This window comes from Rhizobium phaseoli, assembly GCF_001664385.1.
GTDB classification, from domain to species: Bacteria; Pseudomonadota; Alphaproteobacteria; order Rhizobiales; family Rhizobiaceae; genus Rhizobium; species Rhizobium phaseoli.
Window position 1 is genome coordinate 2,714,862 of sequence record NZ_CP013532.1, and the last position, 25,852, is coordinate 2,740,713.

Below are 25,852 nucleotides of genomic sequence, written 5' to 3' on the forward strand. Positions count from 1 at the left end.
GCCACACCTTCCTCTAAGATTTCCAATCCGGGTCTAATCCTTTCCCGCACCCGCCATTTCGGCGCGCATCCAGCTCGAGTCACCCCAGGTGGAGAGCCAGATCATCAGATCGGTCAGAGCGCTGATGAGAGGCAGGAGCAAGGCGTGGCTCAGGCCCCGCCTCTTCTGGCTGTCCTCGGCTTTCCTCAGATGCGCCAGTTCCTGTTCCTGTATCGATGCGATGATGGCATGGAGCTCGGGATCGCGCTTGGCGAGGAAGGCCAGTTGGTCTTCGAGATGGCGATGGACTTCGACGGCCTCGGTACAAATCCAGATCATGTTGCGCCCGCCAAGCGATGTCATTAAGCCGAGCAGGTAACCGCCGAGGCTCCAGAACGCCATCACTCGGCAAGGCTTGGCGCCTCTTGCGGGCATTGCCTCGCGGAACAGGCGGCAATGGTCGATCTCGTCTTCGCGCATTTCTTCGAGCGCCGGCACCATGTCGGGAAACAGTCGCCGGGCCACCAGAAGTTGGGCGCCGTAGATCCTGACGGCGCCGAATTCGCCGGCATGATTGACTTTGAGAATGCAACGGATGGTGACATCGACGTCGCACATGCCCGACCGGATTGGCGTATGACTCATAACACAGCCGCCCCCGAGCCCGGCAATGGATCGTCGATGTCTTCAGGAATGAAACCGCCGGTCTGGCGTTTCCACAGGCGGGCAAACAGGCCATCCCGTTCGACCAGTTCGTCCGGCCTGCCCTCTTCCACGATCCGCCCGTGATCGAGCACGACGATGCGGTCCATCCTGGCAATGGTCGAGAGGCGGTGAGCGATGGCGATCACTGTCTTGCCTTCCATCACGAGGTTGAGTCTTTCCTGGATCGCCGCTTCCGATTCGCTGTCGAGGGCGGAGGTCGCTTCGTCAAGCACCAGGATCGGCGCGTCCTTCAGCAGCACGCGGGCGATGGCGACGCGCTGCCGCTGGCCGCCTGACAGTTTGATGCCGCGGTCGCCGACGAAGGCGTCATAGCCCTTGCGGCCCTCGCTGTCGGCAAGATCGGCGATGAAGGCATCGGCACTCGCCATCTTCGACACCCTTTCGATCTCTTCCTGCGACGCCCCCGGCCGGCCGTAGCGGATATTGTCGCCGACCGACCGGTGCAGCAGCGCGACATCCTGGGCGATGACGCCGATGGCACGGCGAACGCTTGCTTGAATGACCGCGCGGATATCCTGTCCATCGATCATGATCGCGCCCTCCTTGATGTCGTAGAAACGCAGGAGCAGGTTTGTGAGCGTGGTCTTACCGGCCCCGGAGAGACCGACGAGCCCCACCTTCTCGCCGGGCTGCACCGTCAGCGACAGCGCGTCGATGACTGGTTTGCCCGACTTATAGGCGAAGCGGACATTCTCAAACCGGATCTCGCCCTGGTGCACGGCGAGTTCGCCCGCATCCGGCCGGTCACGGATCGTCGGCGGCGTCGTCATGACGGGCATCGCGTCCTTGATCGTACCCGATGGCCTGGAAGATCTGTTGGCCCATCTGCAGGAAGACGAAGATCTGCGACGACAGGCGGTGGAGGATGTAGACCGCGCCGACGAACTCGCCGACTGTGAGGAAGCCTTTAACGAGGCCGGAAAATCCGATCGACAGCATGGCCAGCCACAGCAGCGTGTTGAGAACCACGACGGTCACTTCCGACGAGCGATAGATACGCTGCTCGCTGTGCTGCGTTTGCACGGCTTTCTGAATGATGCGGCGGATTGCGCCTGCCTCACTGTCCTCGGCCGCAAACTGCTTGATCATCTGCATGTTGGTATAGAGATCGGTGATGGCGCCGGCCACCATGCTGCGCTGCTTGGCGGTGCGGCGCGAGCGTTCGACGAAAACAGGCACGATCCTGGCGGTGAATGCAACGTTGAGCGCGATCCAGACGACGACCGGCAGGGCAAGCTGCCAGGCCAGAGCGCTGAGCAGGATAACCGAGCCGAACAGTTGCATCGGGAAACGCGGAATGGTCTGGAAGCCGGCAAGGATCTGCTGCTGGACGGCGGAAGAGACCTGCTGCAGCCGCGAGGAAACCTGGCCAGCATAAAGATCATGGAAGAAAACAAGATCCTGCCGCTCCACCGCCTTGTGGCCCTGCCACTGAATGGCAGCCGGCATGGCGATGCCCAATGTATGCGAGCTCAGCGTGTTGAGTGTGAACGAAACGATCGGCATCACGGGAAAGATCAGAAAGCCGAGGACAGCAAGCAGCCGCCATTCCTTCTCCAGGAAGGCGGCAGCACCCTGTTGCGTCACGCCATCGACGATGACCGACAGCCCCCAGACGATCGTCAGGTTGATCACCTCGAATACCATCGAGCAAAGCGCAAGTGCGATCAGCACGCCGCGAAACATCGAAATGAAGTGCAGAAGGACGGCCACGGGCCCCTTGGACGGCAGCGGCCGATAGGCAATGTCGAGCGGCCGGATCCAGGTTTCGAAAGGACGATAGATCGCATCTGAGATCGACATTTGGCCACCCGATCAAATGGGAAAGAGACGTGGACTCAACTACGCCAGGTCGCATCGGATCATCTTCCGACATCAACCTCAATTAGAAATTTTAAAATGATCGTCACCGCGGCGGCTCAGGCTCGGGAAGCGGCGTCGCATGTCCAATTGCGGGCGCTATCGGATTGAGGCAGGATGCCGTGCGTGAAGAGGCGCAGGGATTGAACGCGCGCATGCTGACGGGCTCATGTCATTGCGGCAAGGCGAGTTGGACGCTCGAGGGCGATCCCGGCTCGATTACCGCGTGCAACTGCACCCTTTGCCGACGCTATGGCGTTCTGTGGGCCTATGACTATGAGGGAGAGCGTATCGCTCTCACCGGGCAGACCGCTTCCTACACCCGCGCCGACAGAGAGAATCCATCTCTCGAAATTCTGTTCTGCCCCTCCTGCGCCTGCGTCTTGAGCTGGCGCGGCCTGCGGCTTCAAAAGGACGGCCGTCGCCGCATGGCCGTCAACATTCGGCTTGCGCCACCGGATCGCGTGGCCGACTTGCCCATCGATCATTTCGATGGGCTTGAGACGTTCGAAGACCTTCCTTCCCAAGGGCGCTGCGTGCGCGATCTCTGGTTCTGAAAACAGCCGTGCACCTGCCGCAGCGGGTGGGCACAGATCGTCCGCCCGGGCCGGCTCAGCCGCGCCGGGCGGCCTCGATTGCGGCAACGTCGATCTTCCGCATGGTCATCATTGCATCAAAGGCGCGCTTTGCCTGATCACCACCTGCGGCAAGCGCCTCGCTCAATACCCGCGGCGTGATCTGCCAGGACACGCCCCATTTATCCTTACACCAGCCGCACTCGCTTTCCTGGCCACCGTTGCCGACAATGGCGTTCCAGTAGCGGTCGGTCTCTTGCTGATCCTCGGTTGCGATCTGAAATGAGAAAGCCTCGTTGTGTTTGAAAGTAGGACCGCCGTTCAGGCCAATACAAGGAATACCCGCAACGGTGAATTCAACAACCAACACGTCTCCCTGCTTACCCTCGGGATAATCTCCCGGCGCACGAATGACCGCACCGACGGCGCTATCCGGAAAAGTCGCGGCATAAAAGCGGGCGGCAGCCTCAGCCTCTTTGTCGTACCATACGCAAATCGTATTCTTTGCCATCACGGGGCCTTTCGCTTTTCGTTCCCTGGTCCATCGTGAAATAAGAGCCGAACCGTCTTTCTCCAGCCCATGCGAAGTATTTCTTGCAACCGATGACGATCGATCTTCCACATGGTTGCAGCGTGTCGACTCGCCGGATGCCGCCGATAGGCAGGCGACAAGAATCGCTTATCCCTCACAAGATTTGGAGGACTCGCGTGGCAATCACTCCCGAACGATTCCTGGCCGGCATTCGGCTCAACCCGGTGAACCTCCTGCTCCTGGAAAAATTGCCGGCTCTTGGCCTGCCACAGTGCATGCTGACGGCCGGTTGCCTCTTTCAGACGATCTGGAACTTGAAGACTGGAAAAGATCCAGAGCACGGCATCAAGGATTACGACGTTTTTTATTTCGACGACCGTGATCTCTCGTGGGAAGCCGAGAACGAAGTGATTCGCTGTGCCGGCGCTCTACTCGGAAACCTCGCGGACAAGGTCGACATAAAGAACCAGGCTCGTGTCCATCTTTGGTATGGCGCAAAGTTCGGCAAAGACTTCCCGGCCTTCAAACGCACCGAAGACGGCATCGATCATTATCTCATTTCCTGTACCCGGCTAGGGGTGAGAGTTTCGGATGGCGGTCTTTACGCGCCCGATAACCTCGACGACATGTGGCATGGCAGGCTCAGGATGAACCCTCTGAACGTGCAGCCGGAATTGTTCGGTCGGAAGTGCGAACAATATCGGCAGCGCTGGCCATGGCTGCGCATCGGGTCGGAGGCTGCAATCGACGAGCCAAGGTGAGTTTGGGATGACCTGCGGGGGCGGCGATCCTCGTTCGGGCGACGCAGGCTACAACAGGCCTGAGACCGAGAACGCTGCGGATCTTCGCACCGGCTTCGAAATGGGGCCTGAAGCCGTCGCATGAATCCAATTCCGCGCGGCGCGGTTTTTGTGTCCTCAACGCGAAACTCGTGTCAGACTGCCATGCCTGCGCGACCATCAAGAGGCCGAAGCCATGCACAAGTACACCGTATCAATTACCCGCGAGATCGAGGCCGATACCGCCGAGGAGGCCGCTCTGCTCCTGTACCAGGAATTATCAAAAGGGCCGGTTCCTGACGGCTACTCGGTCACCGACGAGACGAAGGTGACGACCGAGGTCAAGCTGGACCGGGATAAAGCTGACGAGTTTGCCAGCATCGATCACACCGCCGACCCCGGCAACTGGTAGATGCCGGGGCAGCCCAGGGGGCTAACGCGCATCCGATAAATACCAGTCTCTGAGACACCTGATGGAATACGATCCACATTACCCGACAATCCTGCCGGAATTCCTCGCGCTTTCGATTGTCTTTGTTTCGAACGTCCTAATCCCTGTTTCGGCGATTGTCATCACGCGAATGCTCAGGCGACATAGATGGGCACCGCATGCATCGGCATTTCTATGGGTGTTTTTCTCGCCAATCACGCTCGCCCTTTTGGCAACGCCGACGATGGCGCCGGGAGAAGAGGCCGGGCTTGGCGACGGCATCATGCTGATTCCCGTCTTAGGGGAAATACCGATCGTACTCGTTGTCTACACCATGGCCCTGCTTTATTTGCGTCCAGCGCGACAAAACCCCTCCGCCGCGCGCTCACTCTCCTGAGTTAGGAACGAACGTGACCACACCAATCAAAGTAGCCGTCGCCGGCGCGAACGGTCGCATGGGTCGAGCCATCTTGTCGCTGCTGGCGGCCGATCCGGATTTTGCCTTCGTCGGCGGCATCGGCCGCGAGGCCGCCGACGGCGCCGGGTTGATCGATCGTTCGGCCGCGATGGCAGCCGCCGACGTGATCCTGGATTTCACGACGGGAGCTGCCGCCGCCGAACTTGCCGGCTTATGCGCCGCGGCGGGCGGACCGGCTCTGGTGATCGGCGCCACAGGTTTCGAGCCGGAGGAGCTCGAGCGGATCGCTAGGGCCGCGCGCAGCATTCCGATCCTGCGCTCCGGTAATTTCTCGATCGGCGTCAATATGCTGGTCGGCCTCGTCACCCAGGCCGCGCGCGCTCTTCCTGCCCATGGTTGGGATATCGAAATCCTGGAAGCGCATCACAACCAGAAGATCGACGCGCCGTCCGGCACGGCGCTGATGCTCGGTGAAGCAGCCGCCGAAGGACGCGGCGTTTCCCTCGCATCGGTCGAGCGGCGCGGGCGCGACGGCATCACCGGCGTGCGGCCGCCCGGCGAGATCGGCTTCGCCGTGCTGCGCGCCGGCGGGCTCGTCGGAGAACACAAGGTGCTGTTTGCCGCCGCCGAGGAAGTTCTCACGCTTTCGCATTCGGCTCTCGATCGCGGCATGTTCGCCCGCGGCGCGCTTGCCGCTGCCCGCTGGATCGTCGGGCGCGCGCCCGGCGAATACAATATGCGGGACGTCCTGGGCCTGACGTGAGACAGGCGAACAGACGCTGCGCGCACCGCGATCAGCCCTCATCCTGAGGACCTCGAAGGATCATCCTGAAGTGCCCGAAGGAGCCTCGAAGGATCATCCTGAAGGGCCTCGAAGGTCGAGGGCGGGTGATCGGAGTATCGCCGAGGCGACGACGACCTCCGTTCCAGCCAGGCCCACCGAGCAGAACAGCGTTATCTCCTCGGACGATCGCCGTCCGGGCGCTTTCCCGGCAATGATGTCGGCAAGATCGGCGATGCGATCGTTGTTGCCGGAGCCGGTGAGGAAAAACGGCGAAGCGTAGCCCCGTGCCTGTTCGGGAGAATCCGTTGCGATCACGGCTGCGACATCGGCGACATCCAACCCGAGTTCGTATCCTTGAAGCGTTTTCGGGCCGACGGTGTTGACATGCACGCCGGGCTTCAAATCCCCGGATTGGACGACAGGCGTTTGGCTCGTGGTCGCGCAGATGACAATGTCGGCGTCATCAACGGCTTTCGAGGCGCTGTTGACCGGCTCCACATCAAGGCCCAGGGCGTGCTGCATCTCCTTTGCGAAGACTTTGCGATTTGTCTCGTCGCGGCTATAGACGCGGGCGCGGTCTAGGTTGCGAACGGCGGCTGCAGCGGCAAGCTGTGTTCGCGCCTGCGCCCCACTGCCGATGATCCCGACATTCCTGGCATCGGGCGCGCTGAGATGGCGGACGGCGAGCCCTCCGATGGCGCCGGTCCTGAGGCTGCCGAGGCGTTCGCCGAGAATGACACCCTCGAGCCTGGCGCTATCGGCCGACCAAACCGCGACGATCTGCGTATGCTCCGCCCCATTGAATGTGTCGTAGACGCGAAAACCGGCGATCGGCGTCTCATCGATAAGGCCACCAACAGTGAAAACGAGATCGCCTCGACCGGGAAACGACACATGATGCCGAGGCGGAGAGATCAAGCGATTGCTGGCTCTCGCGAGAAAGGCGGCCTCGAGCGCGTCAATGGCGATGGGCATCAACGCGCCGCCGACCAGATCCTCGTCTCTCAGAATTTTCGTCATGGCACACCTCCCGCTCATGGCCGCATCCTGCGACCCCAACCGCGGTTGAGGTCAAGAGGTGAGACAAACCATTACGCGAAAAAAATCCATGCGAAGTCTAATCGACGATGCGCCGCGCCATCATCACGTCGTCGATCTCCCTGCCCTCCTCCAGCACCCCGCCGGGGATCCTACCGATTTCGGAGAAACCCTCACGCTGATAGAATCGGATTGCCGCCGGGTTCTCCGCGCTGACGAACAGCTCCAGCTGCCGGACGCCGATACCACGCGCATGCTCCGAGATTGTCCCCAGCAGCTTCACGGCAAGGCCCGTTCCGCGCAGCTCCGCGCGGACATAGACCATAATAATGGTGGCGCGATGGTTCATCTTGCTCGACCGTTGCCGAAGCAGGCCCATAATGCCGACCGGTTCGCCATTCTGAAAAGCGACAAAAACCGGGTCGCTCAGCCGATTGCGCCACTCCTCGATGGAAAGAACCTCCCAGTCTTCGTAGCGGCTGGCAAAATGCGACGGTTCGGCGCGCAACGCTTCCAGTCGGACACGCTGGAAAGACTCCACCTCGTCTGCCTGGATAAGCCTAATCGTCACGCAGTTCGCATCCATCGAAACCTCCTGCAATCAACGCGATACTGTCAATACTGACAGTGCGGCACAATGCAACCGAGGCCGGTGCCGACAAACGCGACGCGGCATCGCAGCCGTGTGATGCCCACAAGTCGCTGGCGCCGAACGGTAGGGGCAGCCTGAAATTACCAACTGTTATTCTGTAGGCTGTGCACAAGCATGAGGAGCGTTACCAGTCTTGTGCCGGCGATGGCTGCGATTCTGCCTGGTGGCGTCGCCGTGATTTTCATCGGTCCTGCCGAGGGCCTGACGGCGTTGTGTGGATGCTGCCTTTTGCCTGGCAATCGTCGTTTAGGTTGCCATAAATATGGCCAAGGGGGATCGTGTTCCTGCGCAGTGTGGAACAGCGTCTTGGAAGTTGCGCAAAGGACGCCGAAACAGGGGCCACGCGAGTATCAGCTCTATTTTCGGTGATGCTTATAGGCTCATCAGGTGTCGCGCCCGCGGCGCTCCACCGGTCACTGCATCGGCGTTCCCACCCGACCGCCCTTTCGTGCGACCGCTGAATCGAATGGGTCCCCCGCCGGCGAATTCGTTGGCCGAAGGTCCCATTGATCAGATTTCCGGACGGGTGGTTCATAGGGCGCAGGCGCAGGAGTTGACCTTACAACGAGGTCATCTGGCCGGATTGGCGCACTGCCTACCGTCCCGGTCGCAGTGTCATCAATCATTCGGTCGGCGATAGAATGGCTCGGCCCGTCCGTATCGAACGGTGTGATCTGATGGATAACGACGAGAAGGACTACCCCAACCGTCGAGCACACGAGCGCGTAGAGAACAAAATATTTCAGCGTATATCCCTCGCTGTTGGCAGAACGACATTGCAGAACTGCGAATGATATTTTCACATCTTTGATCGATACTTACAAAAAGGCAATGAATTTTAAAGTTACCCGGAATGATTAGAAGTTCCGGCAGGAAAACGCTAACAATATTGATAATTACTTCACGCAATGATCGATTTCATCGTGCGTATCGCGGCGAAGATGAAGGATCCTCACATAAGGACTATTGGCCGCGCACCTCACATTCTCCGGTACCGCGCTCGAAATTGGCTTGGGCTGCAGCTTTCACGCTCGCGAAAGAGGCGCGAGAAATAAAATGGATCGTCGATGCCGATCCTGGCGGCGATGGATTCAATCTTTTCATCGCTGGTGGCCAGCAATTGCTTGGCTTGATCCATGCGGACACGGAGCTGAAATGCCTTAGGCGGTAAACCTGTTTCACTCACGAATCTGCGCCGCAGTGTGGCCGGCGACATTCCGTGCTCGACAGCGAAAGCAGCAAGGTCGAGCGGCTGTAGCGCCCGCCCCCGCAAGGTCTCGACGATGTGGCCGGCATCAACCTGGCGTTCGCTTGCCGCAGCGCTAACCTCCCTTGCGGCCGAGATCACGATGTGATGCAGCGCCGATGCCGCTGAGGCTTGGCCTAGAGGGGTGTCGTTGATGAGGTCAGCGTGCAGAGATGCAAAGAGCCGCGCCACCTCCTCGACATGGCGTAGCGCCACGACAGGGTGCCGCTCGCCGATCAGGCGCAGGCGTATGAAATCCCGCGTGAACGAGCCGCCGAACAGCGCCCATCGCTCGTCCCAGCCGCCCTCATCCGGCCCATAGGAATGGAGGCGATTGGGAAACAGCCAGAAGAGCGCCGGTCCCTCGATGTGCCGGCGCACGCCGGCGGTTTCGAGAAAGCCTCGCCCGCGCTCCACCAGCACGACCGCAAAACTTGGGAGCTTCCTCCTCTTCACGACGTGGCGCGCATGTTGTCTGCCGCTCCCGGTTACAGCAAGCCCGCCAGCTGCGTCCAGCGGCGATCGATAGATGGCCTCAGCCGCTTTCATTCTGAGCGAAAAGTCCAGCTTTGACTTTCCTCCATGTCTTCCGGCCTTTTTATCAGTCATTTTGAGCGACAATAGACCAAGCGACGGACGGACGAAATGTCAATTGCTGCAAATGTCGAGGCGCCAAAGGCCGACCTTTCCCTTGCCGCCCATGGCCGGACGATCCCGGCGGAAAGGCTTGGTCCGCTTCAGCCGACCGACTCGGCCATCGGCATCGACGCCATCCGCCACCGCTATGAGGAGGACGGCTATGTCTGGCTGAAAGGCCTTTTGCCGCGCTCCGAAGTGATCGATTTTCGCCGCTGGGTCTTTTCACGCCTTGCCGAAACCGGCCTGCTGGAGCCGGGCCATGATTTTGCTCTCGGCATCGCCGCCGCCGAAGACGTCGACTGGAGCCTGGCCGACCGGCGCCTGATGTCGATCGTCCGGTCGGCGGCTTATGAAGGCTTCTGCGCCCAGCCGCCGCTCGTGCGCTTCATGGACGCCTTTCTCCAGGGCATTTCCTATCTCCATAAGCGCAAGCTGATGCGCTATACCAAGCCGGGCACGGCAACGGCCACCCCTGCCCATTACGATCTCGTCTATCTCCGCGGCGGCACCAGCCGGCTGGTGACTGCCTGGCTTCCGATCGGCGATGTCCCCGCCGAAATGGGCGGCCTTGTCTATCTCGAAGGCTCGCATGCCATCGGGCGGGGGATGGAGGCCGAATTCCGGCGCCGCAGCGGCGATCTCTCGCCAGAGGAGCGGATCAGCGCCTATAACAGCCATATGGCCGAAGGCGGCTGGGTCTCGAAGGATCTCCCCGATATGGCCGACCGTTTCAATGCCCGCTGGCTCGCCGCCGACTATGAAGCCGGTGACGTGGTCCTGCACTCGCCCTACATGATCCACGCAGCCACGACCAACCAGGACCGCGCCGGACGTCTGCGTCTCTCCACCGACATCCGCTTCCAGAACGTCGATGACGAAATCGACGCCCGCTGGAACAATCACTGGAGCCTCCGGGATATGCTGTAGCGCCGATGGCCGCGCAGGAAGCGAAAAGACCCCTGTGCCTATCCGATCGCCTGAGGATCCAGGCGCCATCCGTTTCATGATTTCCGGCTGAATGCCTCACGAAGCCATGCCCCCGTCGCGGCCACCTGTTCAGAGGAGCGGCAAGACAGCGTCGGCAATATCGACTAGACTGCCTGCGTCAACAGCCTGCTGTGAGGAGGTCCTGTCCGGGGCCGGCAGCCGTTGGCGCGGGGGATCCGATGTCGGCAATTGCAACTCTGTTTCAGGAGGGCGCCCGGCTTGCGGCCGGGTTTAGGGAAACGGCCTTTGCCCGCCATATGCCAAGCAGCGATTACGCCGCCTCCCTTGCCGTCTTCGACGAACCGCTTTCGGCGGCGGGCTCCGATATGCTCGATGTCATCCGGCAGCTCTCCGACGGCGCCGAACCGGGCCTGCATGCAACCACCGGTCCACGCTTTTTCGGCTGGGTCATCGGCGGCTCCCATCCGGTCGGCGTTGCAGCCGATTTCCTCACCAGCGCCTGGGGCCAGAATGCCGGAAACCATGTCGCCGCTCCGGCTGCGGCAGCCGTTGAAACCATAGCGGCGCGATGGCTTCTCGATCTGCTGAAGCTGCCGGCCGAAAGCTCGGTCGGCTTCGTAACCGGCGCCACGGTCGCTAATTTCACCTGCCTTGCCGCCGCCCGCGGCGAGGTGCTGCGAATGGTCGGCTGGAATGCCGATGCCGACGGCCTGTTCGGCGCGCCTGAGATCACCGTGCTGATCGGCCACGACGCCCATACGACCGTCTTCTCCGCGCTTCAGTTCCTCGGTCTCGGCCACGACCGTGTGCTGCGCCTGCCCGCCGACGCGATGGGGCGGATCGACCCGGCGGCGCTTCCCGGAGCGCTTGACGCGATCACCGGTCCCTTGATCGCCATCCTTCAGGCCGGTCAGATCAATACCGGCGCTTTCGACGATTTTGACAGGCTCATCCCGCCGCTGAAGGCGAAAGGCGCCTGGGTGCATGTCGACGGCGCCTTCGGCCTGTGGGCGCAGGCATCGGCGAAGGTCAGCCATCTCAGCCGCGGCATCGAGGGAGCCGACAGCTGGGCGACAGACGGCCACAAATGGCTGCAGACGCCGTATGACTGTGGCTATGCGATCGTCCGCGATGAACTCGCCCACCGCCGCGCCATGACGATCGCCGCAAGCTACCTGCCGCTCGCCGGCGAAGGCGAGCGTGATCCCTCCCATTACGTGCCGGAGCTTTCGCGCCGGGCACGCGGTTTCGCCACCTGGGCGATGCTGAAACATTTCGGCCGCAACGGCGTCGAGGCGCTCATCGACCAATGTTGCGCCTCTGCCCGCCTGATGGCCGACCGGCTCGCACGCGAACCCGGCATCGCCATTCTGAACGAGGTGGCGCTGAACCAGCTCGTCGTCCGTTTCGGAGTCGATTGCCCGGACGACGAAGGCGATGCGCTGACACGAAAGGCGATCGAAAAGATCCAGTCGGACGGCATCCTCTTCGCCGGTGGCGCCAAATGGCGCCGCCGCGACGTCCTGCGCCTCTCCGTCACCAATTTCCAGACGACATCGGATCAGGCGCGGCTGGCGGCCGAGAGCATCATTGCCGCTTACAAGAGCGTGAGCGATTCTGCCGGTCACGGCTCAGGATAAGGACTGCTCGTTGGGCCATGCCCCCATAGCTTGCAACGAGCCAAGCGACGCCCTCCCTCGCACATCATCCGGAGATGCGATCCGCAGAATCGCCTCGAAGGACGAAATCGGCCTGGGTATCTCCATAGAACAAGAAATTTTGCAACGCTGAGAAGTCGGCTTCACATTCGCCGCAATCGCCGCGTTAGCTCCAGCAAAATTGCTGGGGGTGGAAGAGTGCGGGGTGTCTTAACTGTCGCGTTGTTGAGTTTCGGAGTTTTGGCGGGAGCCGGCCCGGCCAGAGCTTGTCCCTGGCTCGAACGGCTGGAATTGAATGATGTCTCCCATGCCGACGTCGTGGTTGTCGGTCGCGTGGGGAATTACACGATGGTTCTCGACCCGGAAGCGCGGCGGCGGCGTCAGGAACTGCTTGCCCGCACCAGCGGCAAATTCCGTGAGATTCTTGAAACACAGTCCACCTTTCTCAGCGATTACGCGCGTTTCGACATTGTGGTTGAGGAGGTTTTGCGCGGCACGGCGTCTGATAGGCTGACGGTGACCTGGGACAATTCCACATTTGGCGAGCCCAGGAATATGCCGCCGGGGCCATTCCTGATCGCACTGCGTAATGCGGACTCGCCACAGCCGCCGATGCGCGGTCCTACCGCCACGATCCTGCCAACTCCAGAGCCGGCTTACCTGACCGTCCTGCAGGCTCCATGCGCACCCGAGTTCATTTTCGAAAGCACGAGCGATCAGGCAGAAAGCATACGAGAAATATTGAAATCAGGCGCAATACAAGCGCCTTGAGCGGACGTCCAACGACACCCCGCCAAGGAGGTCTGGAAGGACGTTCTTAAGAGAGAGGAGGTCCGGCTTCATCGTCGCACGGCGACGACCGAGCTCGCGCGGTAACGCGAGAGCTGAACCCGGTTGGATTGGTTGCCGCCGAACAGATAGACGTACTGACGCCGCTGATCGAAATGATCGAACAGGCTGACGTGGAACCGTCTGCCGCTTCGGATCACCACCACATCTCCCCGCCTGGCGAAGCGGAAGAAGACGGGCTGACCGAAGTTTTTCCAGGACACCGCCATATTTGGGTTTGCCGGCGGCTGCCGCGAGGATCGTTTGGCGATGAAGGCGAGGAAGGCGCCGCACCAGGACGTTCTGCGAGGATTGATGTCGAGAAAAGAGATGGAGCGTTCGTGCATGCGGTCGTATTTGGAAGCCGCACCCAACATATCGGCCTTACAGGGAATGGCGAAAAGCGCGAGGGCCATGACGAGAATAATTTTCATTGTTTCTCACCATTGTTTGGACAATTTGGAACATCCGAAATGTGGCGAAGAAAAAATCGCGGCCGGGAACGTATATTTGAATCATGGCGGCAATTAGAAACAATCTGGCGGCGAATTTTTCTAAATTGCGCAGACAATCGCCGCGGCATTCAAAATGCAATACTGTCTTGAAAAAGGTCATCTCGGAAGGTTCGGCCTATCGCAGACGAAACCAGAATCCTACCGCAGGAGGGGCCATCGTCGACAAGCCACATTGGACGACGTCGCATAACACCGTCATCGCCCGCAGGACTTATATTTCCAACGACACGGGTAATACTTTCGGCACAGACGGTAATACGTCGTGGGACTTGCAAGATCAGGCCTTGGAGGAGATCGCACTCAGCTCCTCAAGATCGAGATCGCGCTCCAGTTCGTGCAATGTCTCGTCATCGATCTCGCCGGCACGATGAAGACGGATAAGTTCCCGGCGGCCGGTAGCGACCGCCTCGAGAACGACGTCGAAATGCGCATGGAGCATCGGCACGTAGTGTTCCGTCCGCGCGGCATAGTCGACGATCGCTGTCGCTCGGCGCTGATATCGCTCCAGCAATTGAGGATGGATGAGTTTGCCGTCTGGGTCATAGGCGAGGCTTTGCACGGTCCCAAGCTGCGCCTGGGCCATGGCGGCTTCAGCCTGGCTCATTGTCAGGCGCGCGCTTTCGGACTGCGGCTCCACCAACCCGGCCCAGGCGATCACCCGCCCCAGTGTCGTGCCCTGGACGAGCACCGTCCCCAGAATGACAGCGAACGATGTGACGAGAATGAAGTCGCGGCCCGGGAATGTCTCCGGCAGGCTGAGAGCCAGAGCGAGCGTCACCACGCCGCGTACACCCGCCCAACCCAGCACCGCAGCGCCGCCGGCGCCGATCGGATGTGCGTGTTTCAAGCCGAAGGCAGCACAGAGCCTGATGACGAGATCGGAACCAAAGACCCAGGCAAAACGCGCAATCACCAGCGTCACGAGGATCGCCAGCATCGGCAGGCCCATGGTCGCAATCACAGTGGCGAAGCCGCCGCCGCGCTCGACTACGTCGCGAAGCGACAGCCCGATCAATGTGAAGACCGCGGCTTCCATCAGGAAGATCATCACGGTCCAGAATGACGTGCCGCGCATGCGCATGGCCGCTGAAAAGACGGTATGTTGGTGCCAGGAGGCGATCAGTCCTGTTGTCACGGTGGCGATGACGCCGGAAACATGCAGCAGTTCGCCGAGCAGATAGGATATCCAGGCAAGCAGCACCGTGGCGGCGATGATGAGATATTCGTCGTCGAGACGCCGGACTAGCTTGACCCATGTCGCGCCCACCACCAAGCCGACAACGGCGCCGCCGAGCGCCAGCACGAAGAAATTGCCAACCGCCTCCACCGCGCCGAATGTTCCGGTCGCGGCGGCGGCAACGGCGAAACGGAAGAGAACCAGACCGCTCGCATCATTAAGCAAGCTCTCGCCCTCGAGCAGGATCTGAATTCGCCTCGGCAGCCTGACACGCTCCAGCACGGCGCGTGCTGACACCGCATCCGGGGGCGAAACGATGGCGCCGAGCGCTGCACAGGCAGCCCAGGGAAGTGATGGAAAGAGGAGATGGGTCGTCACCGCCACGACGGCGCACGTGAACAACACCGCACCGACGGCGAGCGAAGCGATGCCGATCATATGGCGCCGCAAGCGCGCCAGCGCGATGGCCCAGGCGCCATCCATCAACAGCGGCGGCAGGAAAATGACGAGCACCAGCCCGGGATCGACGATGATCGCCGGCAGCCCCGGCACGAAGGCGAGCAAAGAGCCACCTGCCAGCAGCGCGACGGAGGGCGGCAGTCCGAGCCTGTGGGCGGCGTAGTGCAGCGCGATGATCGCAAGGAACATCGCGATGACAAGCTCGAACAATTGGGTTGGTTCCATCTGCCTCGCCCCCCGGCTCGGAAACTGATTTCGAATGCCTACAACAAAATATCCCGGATCGAAATCGTTTCATTCGGGCCGTGTTCCGGGCCATCATGTAGGCCCGCGTCTGGCGCCTGGCCGTCACGAAAAGTTTGGATCAGCGTCAATTTACTTGCCGTTCTCCAATGCGGCATATGTTTCTGCATGTAAGCAAGCGGCATAAGCGGGGGACTATGACTTCAACACATGCAGACAAGACCGGTGACGCCGGCAGCCGGAGCGGCTTTGTCGGATTGGTCGTCGGCGCAATCGGCGTCGTCTATGGCGATATCGGCACCAGCCCGCTCTATGCCTTCCGCGAGGCGCTGAGGCCCTTTGCCGCCGATGGCATACACGAGCCGGAGGTGATCGGTCTGATTTCGCTGATGGTCTGGACGCTCACCGTCATCGTGACCTTCAAATATGTGCTGTTCCTTCTCAGGGCCGACAATGACGGCGAAGGCGGAACCCTCTCGCTTCTCGCCCTCCTGATGAAGAAGATGGGGCGAAACGTTCCGGTACTGTTCTTCGCCGGCCTGATCGGGGCGGCCCTTTTCATCGGCGATGCGATGATCACGCCTGCCCTGTCGGTGATGTCGGCGCTCGAGGGCTTGAAGCTGGTTACGCCGACTTTTGCCGACTACGTCCCGCTTGCCTCAGCCGCGATTATGATCGTTCTCTTTGCCGTTCAGTCGAGGGGGACGGCCGCCGTCTCAATCTTTTTCGGGCCGATAACAGTTTTGTGGTTTCTGGCCATGGCAGCCGGCGGCCTCATTCATATCGGCGACGATTGGAGGATCCTGGCCGCGCTCAATCCGATCAACGCGCTCTCATTCCTCGCCCATGCCGGTACCGTTGGTCTGATCGTGCTCGGCGCCGTCTTTCTGACGGTGACGGGCTGCGAAGCGCTTTATGCCGATCTTGGACATTTCGGGCGGCGGCCAATCCAGACGGCATGGTTCGTGCTCGTCTTTCCGGCATTGCTCCTGAACTATCTCGGCCAGGGCGCGCTGGTTCTCGCCCATCCCGAAACGGCGACCAACCCGTTCTTTCTGATGTATCCCGACTGGATCTTGCTGCCGGTGGTCATTCTGGCGACGATGGCGACGATCATTGCCAGCCAGGCTGTCATAACAGGCGCGTTTTCGCTCGCCCGCTCGGCGGTCCATCTCGGCTTCCTGCCAAGACTGCGCATCAAATTCACCTCGGAGACCAACACCGGCCAGATCTACGTGCCGAGCGTCAATCTTCTGCTGCTGGTCGGCGTCCTGATGCTGATCCTTTCCTTCGGCGACTCCGAATCGCTCGCGACCGCTTACGGCATCTCTGTGACCGGGACCATGGTCATCTCAACCATGCTGGTCTTTCAGTTCCTACGTGTCGTCTGGGGCTACTCCCTCGTGCTCGCCGCCGCCCTGCTGCTGCCGCTCTTCACCATCGAAGTCATGTTCCTGGCGGCCAACCTGATGAAGATCTACGACGGCGGCTGGGTTCCGGTTGCCCTCGCCTTGGCGATCATGATTTTGATGTGGACCTGGACCCGCGGGCAGGCCTACCTGAAGAGACTGCGCGCCAACAATGAGATCCCACTCGATTCCTTCATCCGTTCGATCGAGCGAAAGTCCGACCATGCACCGGTCATCGTGCCGGGAACGGCGGTCTTTCTGACCAGCGTCCCTGATCGGACGCCGAATGTTCTGCTGCACAATCTCAAGCACAACCATGTGCTCCACCAACAGAACGTGATCCTGACCGTCTGGACCGAGGACGAACCTTACGTCCCGGACAACAGACGCATCAAAATCAGCCAGCTCTCGCCGCGTTTCGTGCGCCTGGACATCACCTTCGGCTTCATGGACGACCCTGATGTCACCAGGGCCTTGGCACTCTGCCGGGAGGGAGGGTTCAAGTTCGAGATCATGAAGACTTCCTTCTATCTCGGTCGCCGCAACCTCGTCAGGACCCCCAACACCGGGCTACCCGGCTGGCAGGAACGGATCTTCATGGCGCTGGAGGGCTTGGCAATCGACCCGTCCGATTATTTCAACTTGCCTTCAAATCGCGTCGTCGAACTTGGCGAACAGATTGCCATTTGAAGCCTGACATTGTCGCTGCCGAACATTGCCTGGAATTAACTGGAAGCCTCGGCCTATCCTCCTTACACGCTACGCCTTGAGGCCGAGGAGAATATATGAAAAGGCGGACCATTGTGTTTGGCGGTGCGGCGATTGTCGCATCATCCGTCGCTGCGGTGGCAATCTGGCCGCGGCGGCATATCGTCATGGCCGCCAGGACATTCGACTGGAAGGGCACTGATTTCCTCAGCGGTGGCACACGGTCTGTTGCTTTGGAAAAGCTGCCCGCGCCGCGCTTCCGGACGCGCCCAAATTGCGTAGCGACCGTTGCCCAGACCCTTGGTCCCTGCCATGTCGACGACATCCCTGCTCGTCAGGACGTCACCGAAGGGAAGGCTGGGTTGCCCTTGCGGCTGGCCGTCCGCATTGTCCATGCAGCCGATTGCCGACCGGTCGAAAACGCTGATATCGAAATCTGGCATACCAATCACCGCGGTATCTACTCGGGCCGAGAAGCTGCAAACATGTGTACGCTCAACGATGCCGAGGCGATAAGCGGGCTTGCCTTTCGCGGCCGCCAGCTGACGGATGCGGCCGGGCAGGCAAGCTTTCTGACGGTCTATCCCGGATGGTACAAGGGCCGCACGCCGCATGTTCACTGCCGCATTCTTGTCGAAGGCAGGGAACTTCTCGTCAGCCAGATTTATTTCGACGATGCGCTGAGCGATATCGTCTATGGCGGCCATCCCGACTATTTCCAACGCCCTCCCCGCGATACGCGCAACGGTGAGGACGGCCTGATCCCGCAGGACGCCGTCGATCACATATTCGATTTCGAAAGGCTCGACGGCGGCGTGCTTTCCGCCACGATTACGATCGGTCTTTCCTCCTGAGCCTGTAGGAGCGAGAACCTTTCCTGCTTCAGCCATGAAACCAGACGCAGGACTTCTGCGTACTACCTCTCGACCGCAGAACCTCACCAAAGATGTCTCGCAAAAGGGTGCAGCGGTTTGGCGATAAGAACATGCGTAAAAACAATGACCTAAAGCGTTACAAGCGAATCTGAAGGATCGCGACACGCTTTAGATTCAGGCAGCGAGGGATGATGGCATGATCAGAAAGGAAGGCGTCGCCCCGATCGCAAGGCATGCCGCCGAACAGGGGCTGGCCCGGCTGATGATGAAATTGCCGGCCACGCGGAAGACGATCAGAGCCGCCGCAGCAAGCCAGCCCCTTCTCTACGAGTTGTGCGGCGCCTATGGCGAAGCCTGCTCCGTCCTCGACCGCATGCGCAAGGATAGATCGGCCGATCCTGCGATCATCGCCGAATACGAGATCATTTGTGCGGAAATCGAAGCCGACGTCCAACGGATCCTGCTCGGCGACCGCTGAGTGCTCTGCCGCGGCGCCCCTCAGTGCAGCAGGTCGTCTTGAAGGATGGAGGCGATCGTCCCGTCCGCTTGTGAATGATGCAACGGCTGAGGTGCGATTTCATGATGGAAAATTCCGCTGCCGTTTTCCGGGCCGGCGAGATCCGTAGCTTCGATCGTGAAGCTGTGATCATCGTTGCCAAGGGTCGGTCCGTGTTTTTCGAAGGCAGCCTTGCCGAAGTGACGCAGCAGCAAGGTTCCATCCGACACGCCGTTTTCGCCGACAGGATCGTCGTGATGAGCGCCGGCCTTATCCGCTGCGGTCTTGTCGGCACTAAGTTTCGGGCCGTCATGGGATGTGAGCCCGGTGTCCGACACGAGGTTGAGGCTGGCATCCGTGGTGACCAGACTATCGGCGCTTGCCAGCGTGGCGGCACTTCCTTCGATAATCGTGTTGTCGCTGACCGGAAACGTGCCTGCGGCAATGATCGAGGGGGAGATGCTGTAAGGCGTGACATCGCTCGCAATGAAATTGTCGTGGAAGGATCCGGATGCCGGCCGGTCGACCTTCAGCGCCGCCTGCGTCAGGTCGTCGAAAAGGTTGCCGTAAATATCGATGTCCTCACGAACGTATGTTGTCGTGCCGGCCGCGCTGACTGACACGCCCCACGCGCCGTCATGGATATAGTTGCCGGAAATATCGTAGTTGCGCGTATCGCCCTGGTCGCCCAGGCCGATGGCATAAGACCAGCTGTAGCCGCCATAGCCGGAGATATCGTTGTCATGGATAGCGATATTGGTGCCGGCCTGCGCGCTGATCCCGAAGCCGCCGCCGATAATCGTATTTCCCTCAATCACCGCATCCACCGGCCGGACCAGCGTCAGCACACCCTTCGGCGTCACCGCACCCGTTTGGTCGAGATAATTGCCACTGATGACGATGTTGCTGCTGTCGTTGATCTGAACGGCATCTGCCGCAGTTCCATGGGCGTTGGTGACGGTATTGTTGAGCAGAGTGATGCCGTTGATCTTCTCGAGCCAGAGGCCATCGCCATTGATGTCGTTGATCGTGCTGTTTTCGATCGTGATGTTCGAACCGGTCCGAAACGTGATGGAACCGGCCTTTCCCGCCAAGCCGGTGTGGTCAACCTCAACATTGTTGACTGTCCAGTTTGAAACATAGCCGCCATAGATGGCCGCGCCACCCGTGTCTGAAATCTTGATGTTCTCGATAACGATGTTGGAAGCATAGAGGCTGTGAATCCCGTCGCCAGGGCTATGAATGACGGGGGCGTCGCCGATGCCGTAACTGCCGATGGTGATCGGGGCGTCAACCGTGCCAGAATATTTCAGGTCGAGCTGGTCGTTGAACACGCTTCCGGCGGCGAGAAGCACGCTGTCGCCAGGCTGCAGCTTCAGGTTTTCAACCGCCCAAAAGGTTGCAAAGGGCGCGTCCTCACTCGTTCCGGCGTTCGTGTTCGAACCCGTCGCTGAATTCACATAATAGATTGTCATTTCGCCTTGTTCTCGCATTGTCGCTCAGCCGTCTGAGACGGCTGAAGCGCGTGGATCGGATGCGGTCGGGGGCGGAGGCCATCCAGGATGACGTTGATTGCCGTTACGGCGGCGGCAGGCATGGGGCCTGCCCCGCTCCCGAGAAGCGCCTGGCGGTGGCTGCATGCTCAACAATACAACTTTTAAGAAAATAATCTAGAAAACAACGACCGGAAGGTGAACAAATGGTAACGGAGCGTCCGGCAATTCACGTCCGGCAAGCTGGACAGCAGGCCGACGAGCGGCGGCTGCCGACAGGAAATCCTTCGAGGCGCCCTCCCAGGGCGCCTCTGCGTCAAGTCCGCGAGGGCCGCTTGCCCGCCCCTTAGCTCAGCAGACCATCCATATGGATGAAGACGGTCATCGTATCCCCGTCGCTATGCTGCGAGGTTCCATCGTTGACCCCGTAGTGGAAGGTTTCGCTCACATGTCCGTCATGATCGGCAGGCAGCTTCGTTTCATCGAGCGTATAGGCATAGCTCCCGTCCCGGTCGACGTGGATGACACCGTATTCTCCGGTCAGGGTCAGACCATGCTTCCCGACGCTTTCATTCCCGAAGCGGCGAAGCAACAGGGTGCCACTGTCGGAGCTGTCGTTTTCCAGGAGATTGCCGCGATGGGCCTCGCCCGTATCTGTGATGATCTTCAAATTGTCATGAACCGCGACAACCGCCTGATCCGCGACCGCGTCCGTCGTTGCCGCCGCCGTGGTGGCAGTCGTCGCCAGCGCCGTCTCGACATTGGCGACTGTATGGTTGTTGCTGACGGAAAAAGTATGCGCGTCGGCGACCGCGGGCGATATGCTGTAGGCCTTGACGCCGCTTTCGATGGTATTGTTGTAGAAGGAGCCGGATGCCGGCCGGTCGACTTTCAGCGCCGACTGCGTGAGGTCGTCGAAGACATTGTCATGGACCTTGATACCGCTGCGGACATAGCTCGTGCCGTCGACGGGAGCAGTGACGACCACGCCCCATGCTCCATCGTGGATATGGTTGCCCGCGATATCGTAATCTCTGCTATTGCCCTGATCGCCGAGACCGACGGCGAACGACCAATCGTAGCCGTGAAAGCCCGATATATCATTGTCGCGGATGGCGACATTCTTGCCCGCGGGGGCGCTGATACCAAAGCCGCCGCCGGTCAGCGTATTGTCCTCGACTACGGCATTGGTCGCCCGCACCAGCGCTATGACGCCTTTCGAACTGTCGGCTTGCGTCTGATCGAGATGATTGCCCTGGATCAGAATATTGCTGCTGTCGTTCACCTGGACCGCATCGGCCCTGGCGCCATGGCTGTTTGTAACCGTGTTGTTGAGAAGTTTGATGCCATCGACCTTTTCGATCCAGATGCCGTCGCTGTTGACACCTGCTATCTTGCTGTCTGCAACCGTGATGTTCTTGCTGTTGCGAAAAGTCACCGACCCCGCTTCTGCCGACGATCCGGCCTTGTCGACCTCGACGTGTCTGACCGTCCAGTTCGAGACATTGCCGCCATAAATGGCCGCACCGCCGCTATTGGATATTTTGAGATTCTCGATGACGATGTTCGATGCGTAAAGGCTGTGAATGCCGTCATCGCCGCTATGGATGACGGGTGCGGCACCCGTGCCGTAGCTGCCGATCTTGATCGGCGCGCTCTCGGTGCCGGAATATTTGATATCGAATTGCTCGTTGAAGACGCTTCCCTTGGCGAGCAGCACGCTGTCGCCCGGTTTCAGCGTCAAGGATTCCACTTTGGACAAAGTCGCAAAAGCCGAGTTCTCGCCCGTTCCGCTGTTGCGGTCGGAGCCAGTCGCTGAGTTCACATAGTAGATTGTCATATCGCCATGTTGCCCTGTTCATCGGATCGCTATGTCGCCGCGCGACCGGCCGGAATCGGCTGATCGGGAATGCGGCGCGGGCAAACGTCCACGGCAAAAAGGCGAGAAGATGTTGTCAATGCGGCAGCGGTCCAGTTCGCGAATCTTATTCCCAGGCAATGGCGCGAGCTCCGATCATCCGCGAGAAAGCTGCAATCCAGCCTCATAAACGGGCGACCCAAGGGCGAATAAATCGCGGTTGTACCCTATCGTACCTTCCCTCCCCTTCGAACCCGCACAGATGATTCGCCCCGGGTCTCGCGTCATTCAGGAAGACCCGCCGCGCCGAGCCCTTCGGCGAATTTCGTCACCAGATCGGCGGACTGGCGCCCGGCCCAGATCCGTGGACCGGGCGCTGTGCGGCGATCCTCTCGCTCGCCATCATCGAAAGCAAAATGGGGGCAGCCGCGACAGTCGCCGCGGCGCGGACACTTGGCCGGAATGCTGGCCTCGCCGTTTGGCTTGCACATGGGTCTTCTCCTGATATTCACCGGATGCCGCGGGCGGAGCTTCGGTCCGCCGCCCGCGGCCGTTTTCTCAGGCCGCCAGCTTCAGCGCGTCGGCAAGCTTGGCGAAGTCGCCGGCTGAAAGCCCTGGGCGGACGGCGAAGTCGATGACCGCCTGGAAGATTTCCGGCGGCGCATCCTTCTTCATGGCGCCGAGCAGTGCGGCCCGCTCCGCCGGATTGATGGCCGGGATCATGATGCGCATGAAGGCCATGCTCTTCTCCGGCGGCAGGGAGCCGATGATGCGCATCTCGATGCCGAAGATTTCCTGGTCGTCGAAGTTGCGCCACAGCAGCGGGCCGGTCACCGCCTCCTCCTCGTGCATATGCGCGAAGTCGTCGGCGAGATAAGCGGCAAAAGCGAGATAAAGCTTCCGGCCGCGGGCCGCCTTGTTGAGCGGCCATGCTCTTTCCCAGGCGACCACAAGTTCTTCCAGCTCGCGGAAGGCGGTGCGGTGGTCGTCGTGCTGCTCGTCGAGCGTGACGGTCGAGACGCCCTTGTCGGCCAGCGCGGTGTGGATGTTGTCGTCTTCGTGCGTGACATGGGAGGCGGCCAGCATCAGGTAATGGCGCAGGTCGCCGATCAGGAAGACCGTCTCCTCGACATTCTGGAAATCGGCCGTGCCGAGGCGTCCGAGCAGGTCGCAGCCGGCCTTGCGCAGGCCCTTGTGGATCGCACCGTAAATGTCGTAACGGCCGTTGAGATCTGGAATGCTGGTAAGCGAGAATTCATGGCTCATGATGGTTTTCCTCTCGTTATCAGGCGCCTCTTTTCGTGCGCCGGGCTGATGACCGGGAGATAACCGAGGCGCTTGCGAGGCGCTTCCTAAAACCATCCTAAGCACTTGGAACGATTGCTAAGAATATCCTAAGTCACTATTGTCGCCTCACTTCGGGGAGGGGAAAAGCATGCTGGGGCCGGAACTCGCAGAATTCATAGAAAGTCCTGTCATGATCCTGTTCGCGACGCGCGACGAGGCCGGCCGGCCGATGATCGGCCGCGGCTCCGGCGTGCGCGTCGACCGGAAGAGCGGGCATCTGCACTTTCTCGCCTCCCGCTGCCAATGGCCGGAAGCCGTCAGCGAGGCGCAGGTCGGCCGGCCGATTGCCATGACCTATGTGCGGCCCGCCGACTATAAGGCCTGCCAGATCAAGGGCCGGATCCTCACGGCGGGGCCGGCGGATGCCGCCGCCCGGGCACAGGGCGAAGCCTATGTCGCAGAACAGCTGGCGCGAATGCTGGCGTTGGGCGTCACCCGCATGCAGCTCTCCAGCACGCTGTCGGACCGGGACCTCGTCTGCCTGACGATCGAGCCGCAGGCGATCTTCGAGCAGACGCCGGGACCAGGCGCCGGACGCAGGCTGATGCCGGAAGCCGCCGCGTGATTCCGCTGGAAGCGCTGCGGGACAGCTTCGAGGGCATCATTCCCTCCATCATCGCCACCGCCGATGCCGACGGAATGCCCAATATTTCCTATCTGTCGCACGTGCATTACGTCGATGAGAGGCACGTGGCACTCTCCAACCAGTTCTTCTCCAAGACCGCCACCAATGTGGAGCGCAACGGGCTTGCGAGCGTGATGGTGGTCGACGGCTATAGCGGCCAGCAGCACATGCTCGACTTGGTGTTCGAGCGTTCCGAGACGGAGGGCGAGACGTTCGAGCAGGTGGCGATCCACCTGGAGATCCTGGAAAGCCGGATGAGCGGGATCATGAAGCTGCGCGCCGTCGACATCTACCGGGTTGAGAACTGTCGGGCCGTGCCGGCGGCCAATACGCTGGTCGAACCGGAGCCGCTCTTTCTGCCCGACCTGATGGGCAAGGTGGCACGGCTGACGGCACGGATGTCGGATTGCGGCGATCCGGAATCACTGCTCGACGCCACGCTCGAGGGCCTGGGCGAGCTCTTCGGCTACCACAATTCCATGGTGCTGGTGCCGGACGGCGAACGCGGCGGGCTGACGACCATTGCCAGCCGAGGCTACGACCAGTTCGGCTTCGGCGCCGAGGTTCCGGCGGGGCGCGGTATTATCGGGCTTGCGGCCGAGCGGCGCCGCAACGTGCGGATCACCGATCTCAGTCGCGGTCTGCGCTATCTCCAGGCCGTGCGGGCCATGGCGGGCGTCGAGGATGCGACACCGATCCCGCTTCCGGCGCTCGACAAGCCGCTGAGCCAGATCGCGCTGCCGCTTGTCGCGCGGGGAAGGCTTGTCGGCGTGCTGTTTTCGGAATCGACCGAGCGCTTCACCTTCCGCCATCGCGACGAGGAGGCGCTGATCGTGATCGCAGCCCATCTCGCCACCGCGCTCTCCTTCCTGTCCGAGGAACGCGAGCGGGCGGAGACGAATGGGCGGGAAAAGGCCGACGCCCCGGTCGATCAGGCCGGCAGCTTGCCCGCCGGCCGGCGCATCGCCGTGCGCTTCTATCCGCGCGACGGCTCGCTGTTCGTCGACGACGACTATCTGATCCGCGGCGTGCCGGGGCGGCTGCTCCTGCATTTCCTCGAAGATTATGCGCGCACCGGCAAGCGGGACTTTCTGAACCGAGAGATCCGCCGCGACCGTCGCCTGCAACTGCCCGACTTCAAGGACAACCTCGAAACCCGGCTGATCCTCCTGCGCCGGCGCCTGGAGGAGAAGGCAGGCCCGATCACACTCGAACGCGCCGACCGCGGCCGCCTGCGGCTGACGCTCGCCGGGCGGCCGGAGATTGAGGTGGTGGAGGAGTGAAGGGGTAGCGGGTTTTCGGTCTTGGTCGGCTCGGTGTGCAGAGCCCCGAGGCGCTGGTTTTGTGGAGGCTTGACTAGCTGTAGTGCTGTGCAGGTGCTGAAGAAGCGGCGCAGTCCCCCCATTCTCCGTCATTCCTGTGCTTGTCACAGGAATCCAGCCACCGCGCGTCTGCGCGGTGAATGGCTCACCATATGCCGCCGGAAAAGAGCTCTTCCTGCCCAAGGACTTGGGCAGGCTGGATCCCTGTGACAAGCACAGGGATGAGGGAGGTT

Annotated in this window: 24 protein-coding genes and 1 pseudogene; 13 read left to right on the top strand and 12 right to left on the bottom strand. The window is 60.9% G+C overall.

The window, feature by feature from the left end:
• Nucleotides 1-33: 33 nt before the first annotated feature.
• Nucleotides 34-624 carry a demethoxyubiquinone hydroxylase family protein gene (locus tag AMC88_RS13205; protein ID WP_064822270.1) on the bottom strand — a complete coding sequence of 197 codons (591 nt, stop codon included), beginning with the start codon at nt 622-624 and terminating at the stop codon, nt 34-36.
• Nucleotides 621-2,508 (bottom strand): annotated as a pseudogene (locus AMC88_RS13210) (ABC transporter ATP-binding protein). Before AMC88_RS13210 ends, AMC88_RS13205 begins: the two are co-directional and overlap by 4 nt.
• A gap of 212 nt (nt 2,509-2,720) precedes the next feature.
• Between AMC88_RS13210 and AMC88_RS13215 the strand changes: the two are divergent.
• Complete coding sequence (locus AMC88_RS13215) at nt 2,721-3,122, top strand: GFA family protein (protein WP_010004584.1); 402 nt, start codon at nt 2,721-2,723, stop codon at nt 3,120-3,122.
• A 55-nt stretch (nt 3,123-3,177) separates the two neighbouring features.
• Here AMC88_RS13215 and AMC88_RS13220 read toward each other — a convergent pair whose 3' ends face one another.
• A complete protein-coding gene (locus tag AMC88_RS13220) occupies nt 3,178-3,651 on the bottom strand; it encodes a VOC family protein (RefSeq protein ID WP_064822271.1) in 474 nt (157 codons plus the stop codon).
• A gap of 197 nt (nt 3,652-3,848) precedes the next feature.
• Between AMC88_RS13220 and AMC88_RS13225 the strand changes: the two genes are divergently transcribed.
• From AMC88_RS13225 to dapB, 4 genes are all read left to right on the top strand, one after another.
• Complete coding sequence (locus AMC88_RS13225) at nt 3,849-4,433, top strand: nucleotidyltransferase family protein (protein ID WP_016733401.1); 585 nt, start codon at nt 3,849-3,851, stop codon at nt 4,431-4,433.
• A 214-nt stretch (nt 4,434-4,647) separates the two neighbouring features.
• On the top strand, nt 4,648-4,863 hold the full coding sequence (locus AMC88_RS13230; RefSeq protein ID WP_004677210.1) for a hypothetical protein: 216 nt from the start codon (nt 4,648-4,650) through the stop codon (nt 4,861-4,863).
• A 61-nt stretch (nt 4,864-4,924) separates the two neighbouring features.
• On the top strand, nt 4,925-5,278 hold the full coding sequence (locus tag AMC88_RS13235) for a hypothetical protein (RefSeq protein ID WP_016733402.1): 354 nt from the start codon (nt 4,925-4,927) through the stop codon (nt 5,276-5,278).
• Nucleotides 5,279-5,291: 13 nt separating this feature from the next.
• Entirely contained in the window at nt 5,292-6,062 is a 771-nt protein-coding gene (dapB, locus tag AMC88_RS13240; RefSeq protein ID WP_081277731.1) for a 4-hydroxy-tetrahydrodipicolinate reductase, read from the top strand.
• A 93-nt stretch (nt 6,063-6,155) separates the two neighbouring features.
• On the opposite strand, the gene AMC88_RS13245 is transcribed toward dapB, so the two are convergent.
• The 3 genes from AMC88_RS13245 to AMC88_RS13255 all read right to left on the bottom strand — a co-directional run bounded on the left by AMC88_RS13245 (nt 6,156) and on the right by AMC88_RS13255 (nt 9,568).
• Nucleotides 6,156-7,103 carry an ornithine cyclodeaminase family protein gene (locus AMC88_RS13245; protein WP_041683674.1) on the bottom strand — a complete coding sequence of 316 codons (948 nt, stop codon included), beginning with the start codon at nt 7,101-7,103 and terminating at the stop codon, nt 6,156-6,158.
• A gap of 97 nt (nt 7,104-7,200) precedes the next feature.
• A complete protein-coding gene (locus AMC88_RS13250; protein WP_064822273.1) occupies nt 7,201-7,707 on the bottom strand; it encodes a GNAT family N-acetyltransferase in 507 nt (168 codons plus the stop codon).
• 1,045 nt (nt 7,708-8,752) lie between these two features.
• Nucleotides 8,753-9,568 carry a helix-turn-helix transcriptional regulator gene (locus tag AMC88_RS13255; protein ID WP_064822274.1) on the bottom strand — a complete coding sequence of 272 codons (816 nt, stop codon included), beginning with the start codon at nt 9,566-9,568 and terminating at the stop codon, nt 8,753-8,755.
• Nucleotides 9,569-9,664: 96 nt separating this feature from the next.
• Here AMC88_RS13255 and AMC88_RS13260 point away from each other — a divergent pair, with 96 nt between their 5' ends.
• The 3 genes from AMC88_RS13260 (at nt 9,665) to AMC88_RS13270 (ending at nt 13,035) form a co-directional block, all read left to right on the top strand.
• Entirely contained in the window at nt 9,665-10,585 is a 921-nt protein-coding gene (locus AMC88_RS13260; RefSeq protein ID WP_064822275.1) for a phytanoyl-CoA dioxygenase family protein, read from the top strand.
• Between the two features lie 239 nt (nt 10,586-10,824).
• The gene (locus tag AMC88_RS13265; protein WP_064825388.1) at nt 10,825-12,246 is read left to right on the top strand and encodes a pyridoxal phosphate-dependent decarboxylase family protein; all 1,422 of its coding nucleotides are present in this window, start codon (nt 10,825-10,827) and stop codon (nt 12,244-12,246) included.
• A 366-nt stretch (nt 12,247-12,612) separates the two neighbouring features.
• Nucleotides 12,613-13,035: a hypothetical protein gene (locus tag AMC88_RS13270; RefSeq protein WP_016733408.1), complete on the top strand. Its 423-nt coding sequence runs from the start codon at nt 12,613-12,615 to the stop codon at nt 13,033-13,035.
• A 68-nt stretch (nt 13,036-13,103) separates the two neighbouring features.
• On the opposite strand, the gene AMC88_RS13275 is transcribed toward AMC88_RS13270, so the two are convergent.
• Nucleotides 13,104-13,526, bottom strand: coding sequence for a TIGR02594 family protein (locus AMC88_RS13275; RefSeq protein WP_012484268.1), 423 nt, complete (start codon nt 13,524-13,526; stop codon nt 13,104-13,106).
• Between the two features lie 358 nt (nt 13,527-13,884).
• Nucleotides 13,885-15,468 (bottom strand): Na+/H+ antiporter, encoded by a 1,584-nt coding sequence (locus AMC88_RS13280; protein ID WP_064825389.1) that lies wholly within the window; start codon nt 15,466-15,468, stop codon nt 13,885-13,887.
• 215 nt (nt 15,469-15,683) lie between these two features.
• On the opposite strand from AMC88_RS13280, the gene AMC88_RS13285 reads away from it, so the two are divergent.
• The 3 genes from AMC88_RS13285 (at nt 15,684) to AMC88_RS13295 (ending at nt 18,956) form a co-directional block, all read left to right on the top strand.
• The gene (locus AMC88_RS13285; RefSeq protein WP_010024654.1) at nt 15,684-17,585 is read left to right on the top strand and encodes a potassium transporter Kup; all 1,902 of its coding nucleotides are present in this window, start codon (nt 15,684-15,686) and stop codon (nt 17,583-17,585) included.
• Between the two features lie 95 nt (nt 17,586-17,680).
• Complete coding sequence (locus tag AMC88_RS13290; protein WP_012484272.1) at nt 17,681-18,457, top strand: dioxygenase family protein; 777 nt, start codon at nt 17,681-17,683, stop codon at nt 18,455-18,457.
• Nucleotides 18,458-18,674: 217 nt separating this feature from the next.
• The gene (locus AMC88_RS13295; RefSeq protein ID WP_010021220.1) at nt 18,675-18,956 is read left to right on the top strand and encodes a hypothetical protein; all 282 of its coding nucleotides are present in this window, start codon (nt 18,675-18,677) and stop codon (nt 18,954-18,956) included.
• Between the two features lie 20 nt (nt 18,957-18,976).
• Here the strand turns inward: AMC88_RS13295 and AMC88_RS13300 are convergent, their stop codons facing one another.
• The 4 genes from AMC88_RS13300 to AMC88_RS13315 all read right to left on the bottom strand — a co-directional run bounded on the left by AMC88_RS13300 (nt 18,977) and on the right by AMC88_RS13315 (nt 23,591).
• The gene (locus AMC88_RS13300) at nt 18,977-20,449 is read right to left on the bottom strand and encodes a right-handed parallel beta-helix repeat-containing protein (protein WP_041683675.1); all 1,473 of its coding nucleotides are present in this window, start codon (nt 20,447-20,449) and stop codon (nt 18,977-18,979) included.
• A gap of 364 nt (nt 20,450-20,813) precedes the next feature.
• The gene (locus tag AMC88_RS13305; RefSeq protein WP_012484274.1) at nt 20,814-22,307 is read right to left on the bottom strand and encodes a right-handed parallel beta-helix repeat-containing protein; all 1,494 of its coding nucleotides are present in this window, start codon (nt 22,305-22,307) and stop codon (nt 20,814-20,816) included.
• A gap of 302 nt (nt 22,308-22,609) precedes the next feature.
• Complete coding sequence (locus AMC88_RS13310; RefSeq protein ID WP_010024558.1) at nt 22,610-22,816, bottom strand: hypothetical protein; 207 nt, start codon at nt 22,814-22,816, stop codon at nt 22,610-22,612.
• A 67-nt stretch (nt 22,817-22,883) separates the two neighbouring features.
• Nucleotides 22,884-23,591, bottom strand: coding sequence for a hemerythrin domain-containing protein (locus AMC88_RS13315; RefSeq protein ID WP_010024559.1), 708 nt, complete (start codon nt 23,589-23,591; stop codon nt 22,884-22,886).
• 211 nt (nt 23,592-23,802) lie between these two features.
• On the opposite strand from AMC88_RS13315, the gene AMC88_RS13320 reads away from it, so the two are divergent.
• Nucleotides 23,803-24,237, top strand: coding sequence for a hypothetical protein (locus AMC88_RS13320; RefSeq protein ID WP_225884176.1), 435 nt, complete (start codon nt 23,803-23,805; stop codon nt 24,235-24,237).
• On the top strand, nt 24,234-25,580 hold the full coding sequence (locus tag AMC88_RS13325) for a GAF domain-containing protein (RefSeq protein ID WP_064825390.1): 1,347 nt from the start codon (nt 24,234-24,236) through the stop codon (nt 25,578-25,580). The genes AMC88_RS13320 and AMC88_RS13325 overlap by 4 nt, the downstream gene beginning before the upstream one ends.
• Nucleotides 25,581-25,852 lie beyond the last annotated feature (272 nt).

Coding starts and splice junctions, on each gene's coding strand:
- AMC88_RS13205 (WP_064822270.1), bottom strand. CDS start 624: ATGAGTCATACGCCAATCCGGTCGGGCATGTGCGACGTCGATGTCACC.
- AMC88_RS13215 (WP_010004584.1), top strand. CDS start 2,721: ATGCTGACGGGCTCATGTCATTGCGGCAAGGCGAGTTGGACGCTCGAG.
- AMC88_RS13220 (WP_064822271.1), bottom strand. CDS start 3,651: ATGGCAAAGAATACGATTTGCGTATGGTACGACAAAGAGGCTGAGGCT.
- AMC88_RS13230 (WP_004677210.1), top strand. CDS start 4,648: ATGCACAAGTACACCGTATCAATTACCCGCGAGATCGAGGCCGATACC.
- AMC88_RS13235 (WP_016733402.1), top strand. CDS start 4,925: ATGGAATACGATCCACATTACCCGACAATCCTGCCGGAATTCCTCGCG.
- AMC88_RS13245 (WP_041683674.1), bottom strand. CDS start 7,103: ATGACGAAAATTCTGAGAGACGAGGATCTGGTCGGCGGCGCGTTGATG.
- AMC88_RS13250 (WP_064822273.1), bottom strand. CDS start 7,707: ATGGATGCGAACTGCGTGACGATTAGGCTTATCCAGGCAGACGAGGTG.
- AMC88_RS13255 (WP_064822274.1), bottom strand. CDS start 9,568: ATGAAAGCGGCTGAGGCCATCTATCGATCGCCGCTGGACGCAGCTGGC.
- AMC88_RS13260 (WP_064822275.1), top strand. CDS start 9,665: ATGTCAATTGCTGCAAATGTCGAGGCGCCAAAGGCCGACCTTTCCCTT.
- AMC88_RS13265 (WP_064825388.1), top strand. CDS start 10,825: ATGTCGGCAATTGCAACTCTGTTTCAGGAGGGCGCCCGGCTTGCGGCC.
- AMC88_RS13270 (WP_016733408.1), top strand. CDS start 12,613: ATGGTTCTCGACCCGGAAGCGCGGCGGCGGCGTCAGGAACTGCTTGCC.
- AMC88_RS13275 (WP_012484268.1), bottom strand. CDS start 13,526: ATGAAAATTATTCTCGTCATGGCCCTCGCGCTTTTCGCCATTCCCTGT.
- AMC88_RS13280 (WP_064825389.1), bottom strand. CDS start 15,468: ATGGAACCAACCCAATTGTTCGAGCTTGTCATCGCGATGTTCCTTGCG.
- AMC88_RS13285 (WP_010024654.1), top strand. CDS start 15,684: ATGACTTCAACACATGCAGACAAGACCGGTGACGCCGGCAGCCGGAGC.
- AMC88_RS13290 (WP_012484272.1), top strand. CDS start 17,681: ATGAAAAGGCGGACCATTGTGTTTGGCGGTGCGGCGATTGTCGCATCA.
- AMC88_RS13295 (WP_010021220.1), top strand. CDS start 18,675: ATGATCAGAAAGGAAGGCGTCGCCCCGATCGCAAGGCATGCCGCCGAA.
- AMC88_RS13300 (WP_041683675.1), bottom strand. CDS start 20,449: ATGACAATCTATTATGTGAATTCAGCGACGGGTTCGAACACGAACGCC.
- AMC88_RS13305 (WP_012484274.1), bottom strand. CDS start 22,307: ATGACAATCTACTATGTGAACTCAGCGACTGGCTCCGACCGCAACAGC.
- AMC88_RS13310 (WP_010024558.1), bottom strand. CDS start 22,816: ATGTGCAAGCCAAACGGCGAGGCCAGCATTCCGGCCAAGTGTCCGCGC.
- AMC88_RS13315 (WP_010024559.1), bottom strand. CDS start 23,591: ATGAGCCATGAATTCTCGCTTACCAGCATTCCAGATCTCAACGGCCGT.
- AMC88_RS13320 (WP_225884176.1), top strand. CDS start 23,803: ATGATCCTGTTCGCGACGCGCGACGAGGCCGGCCGGCCGATGATCGGC.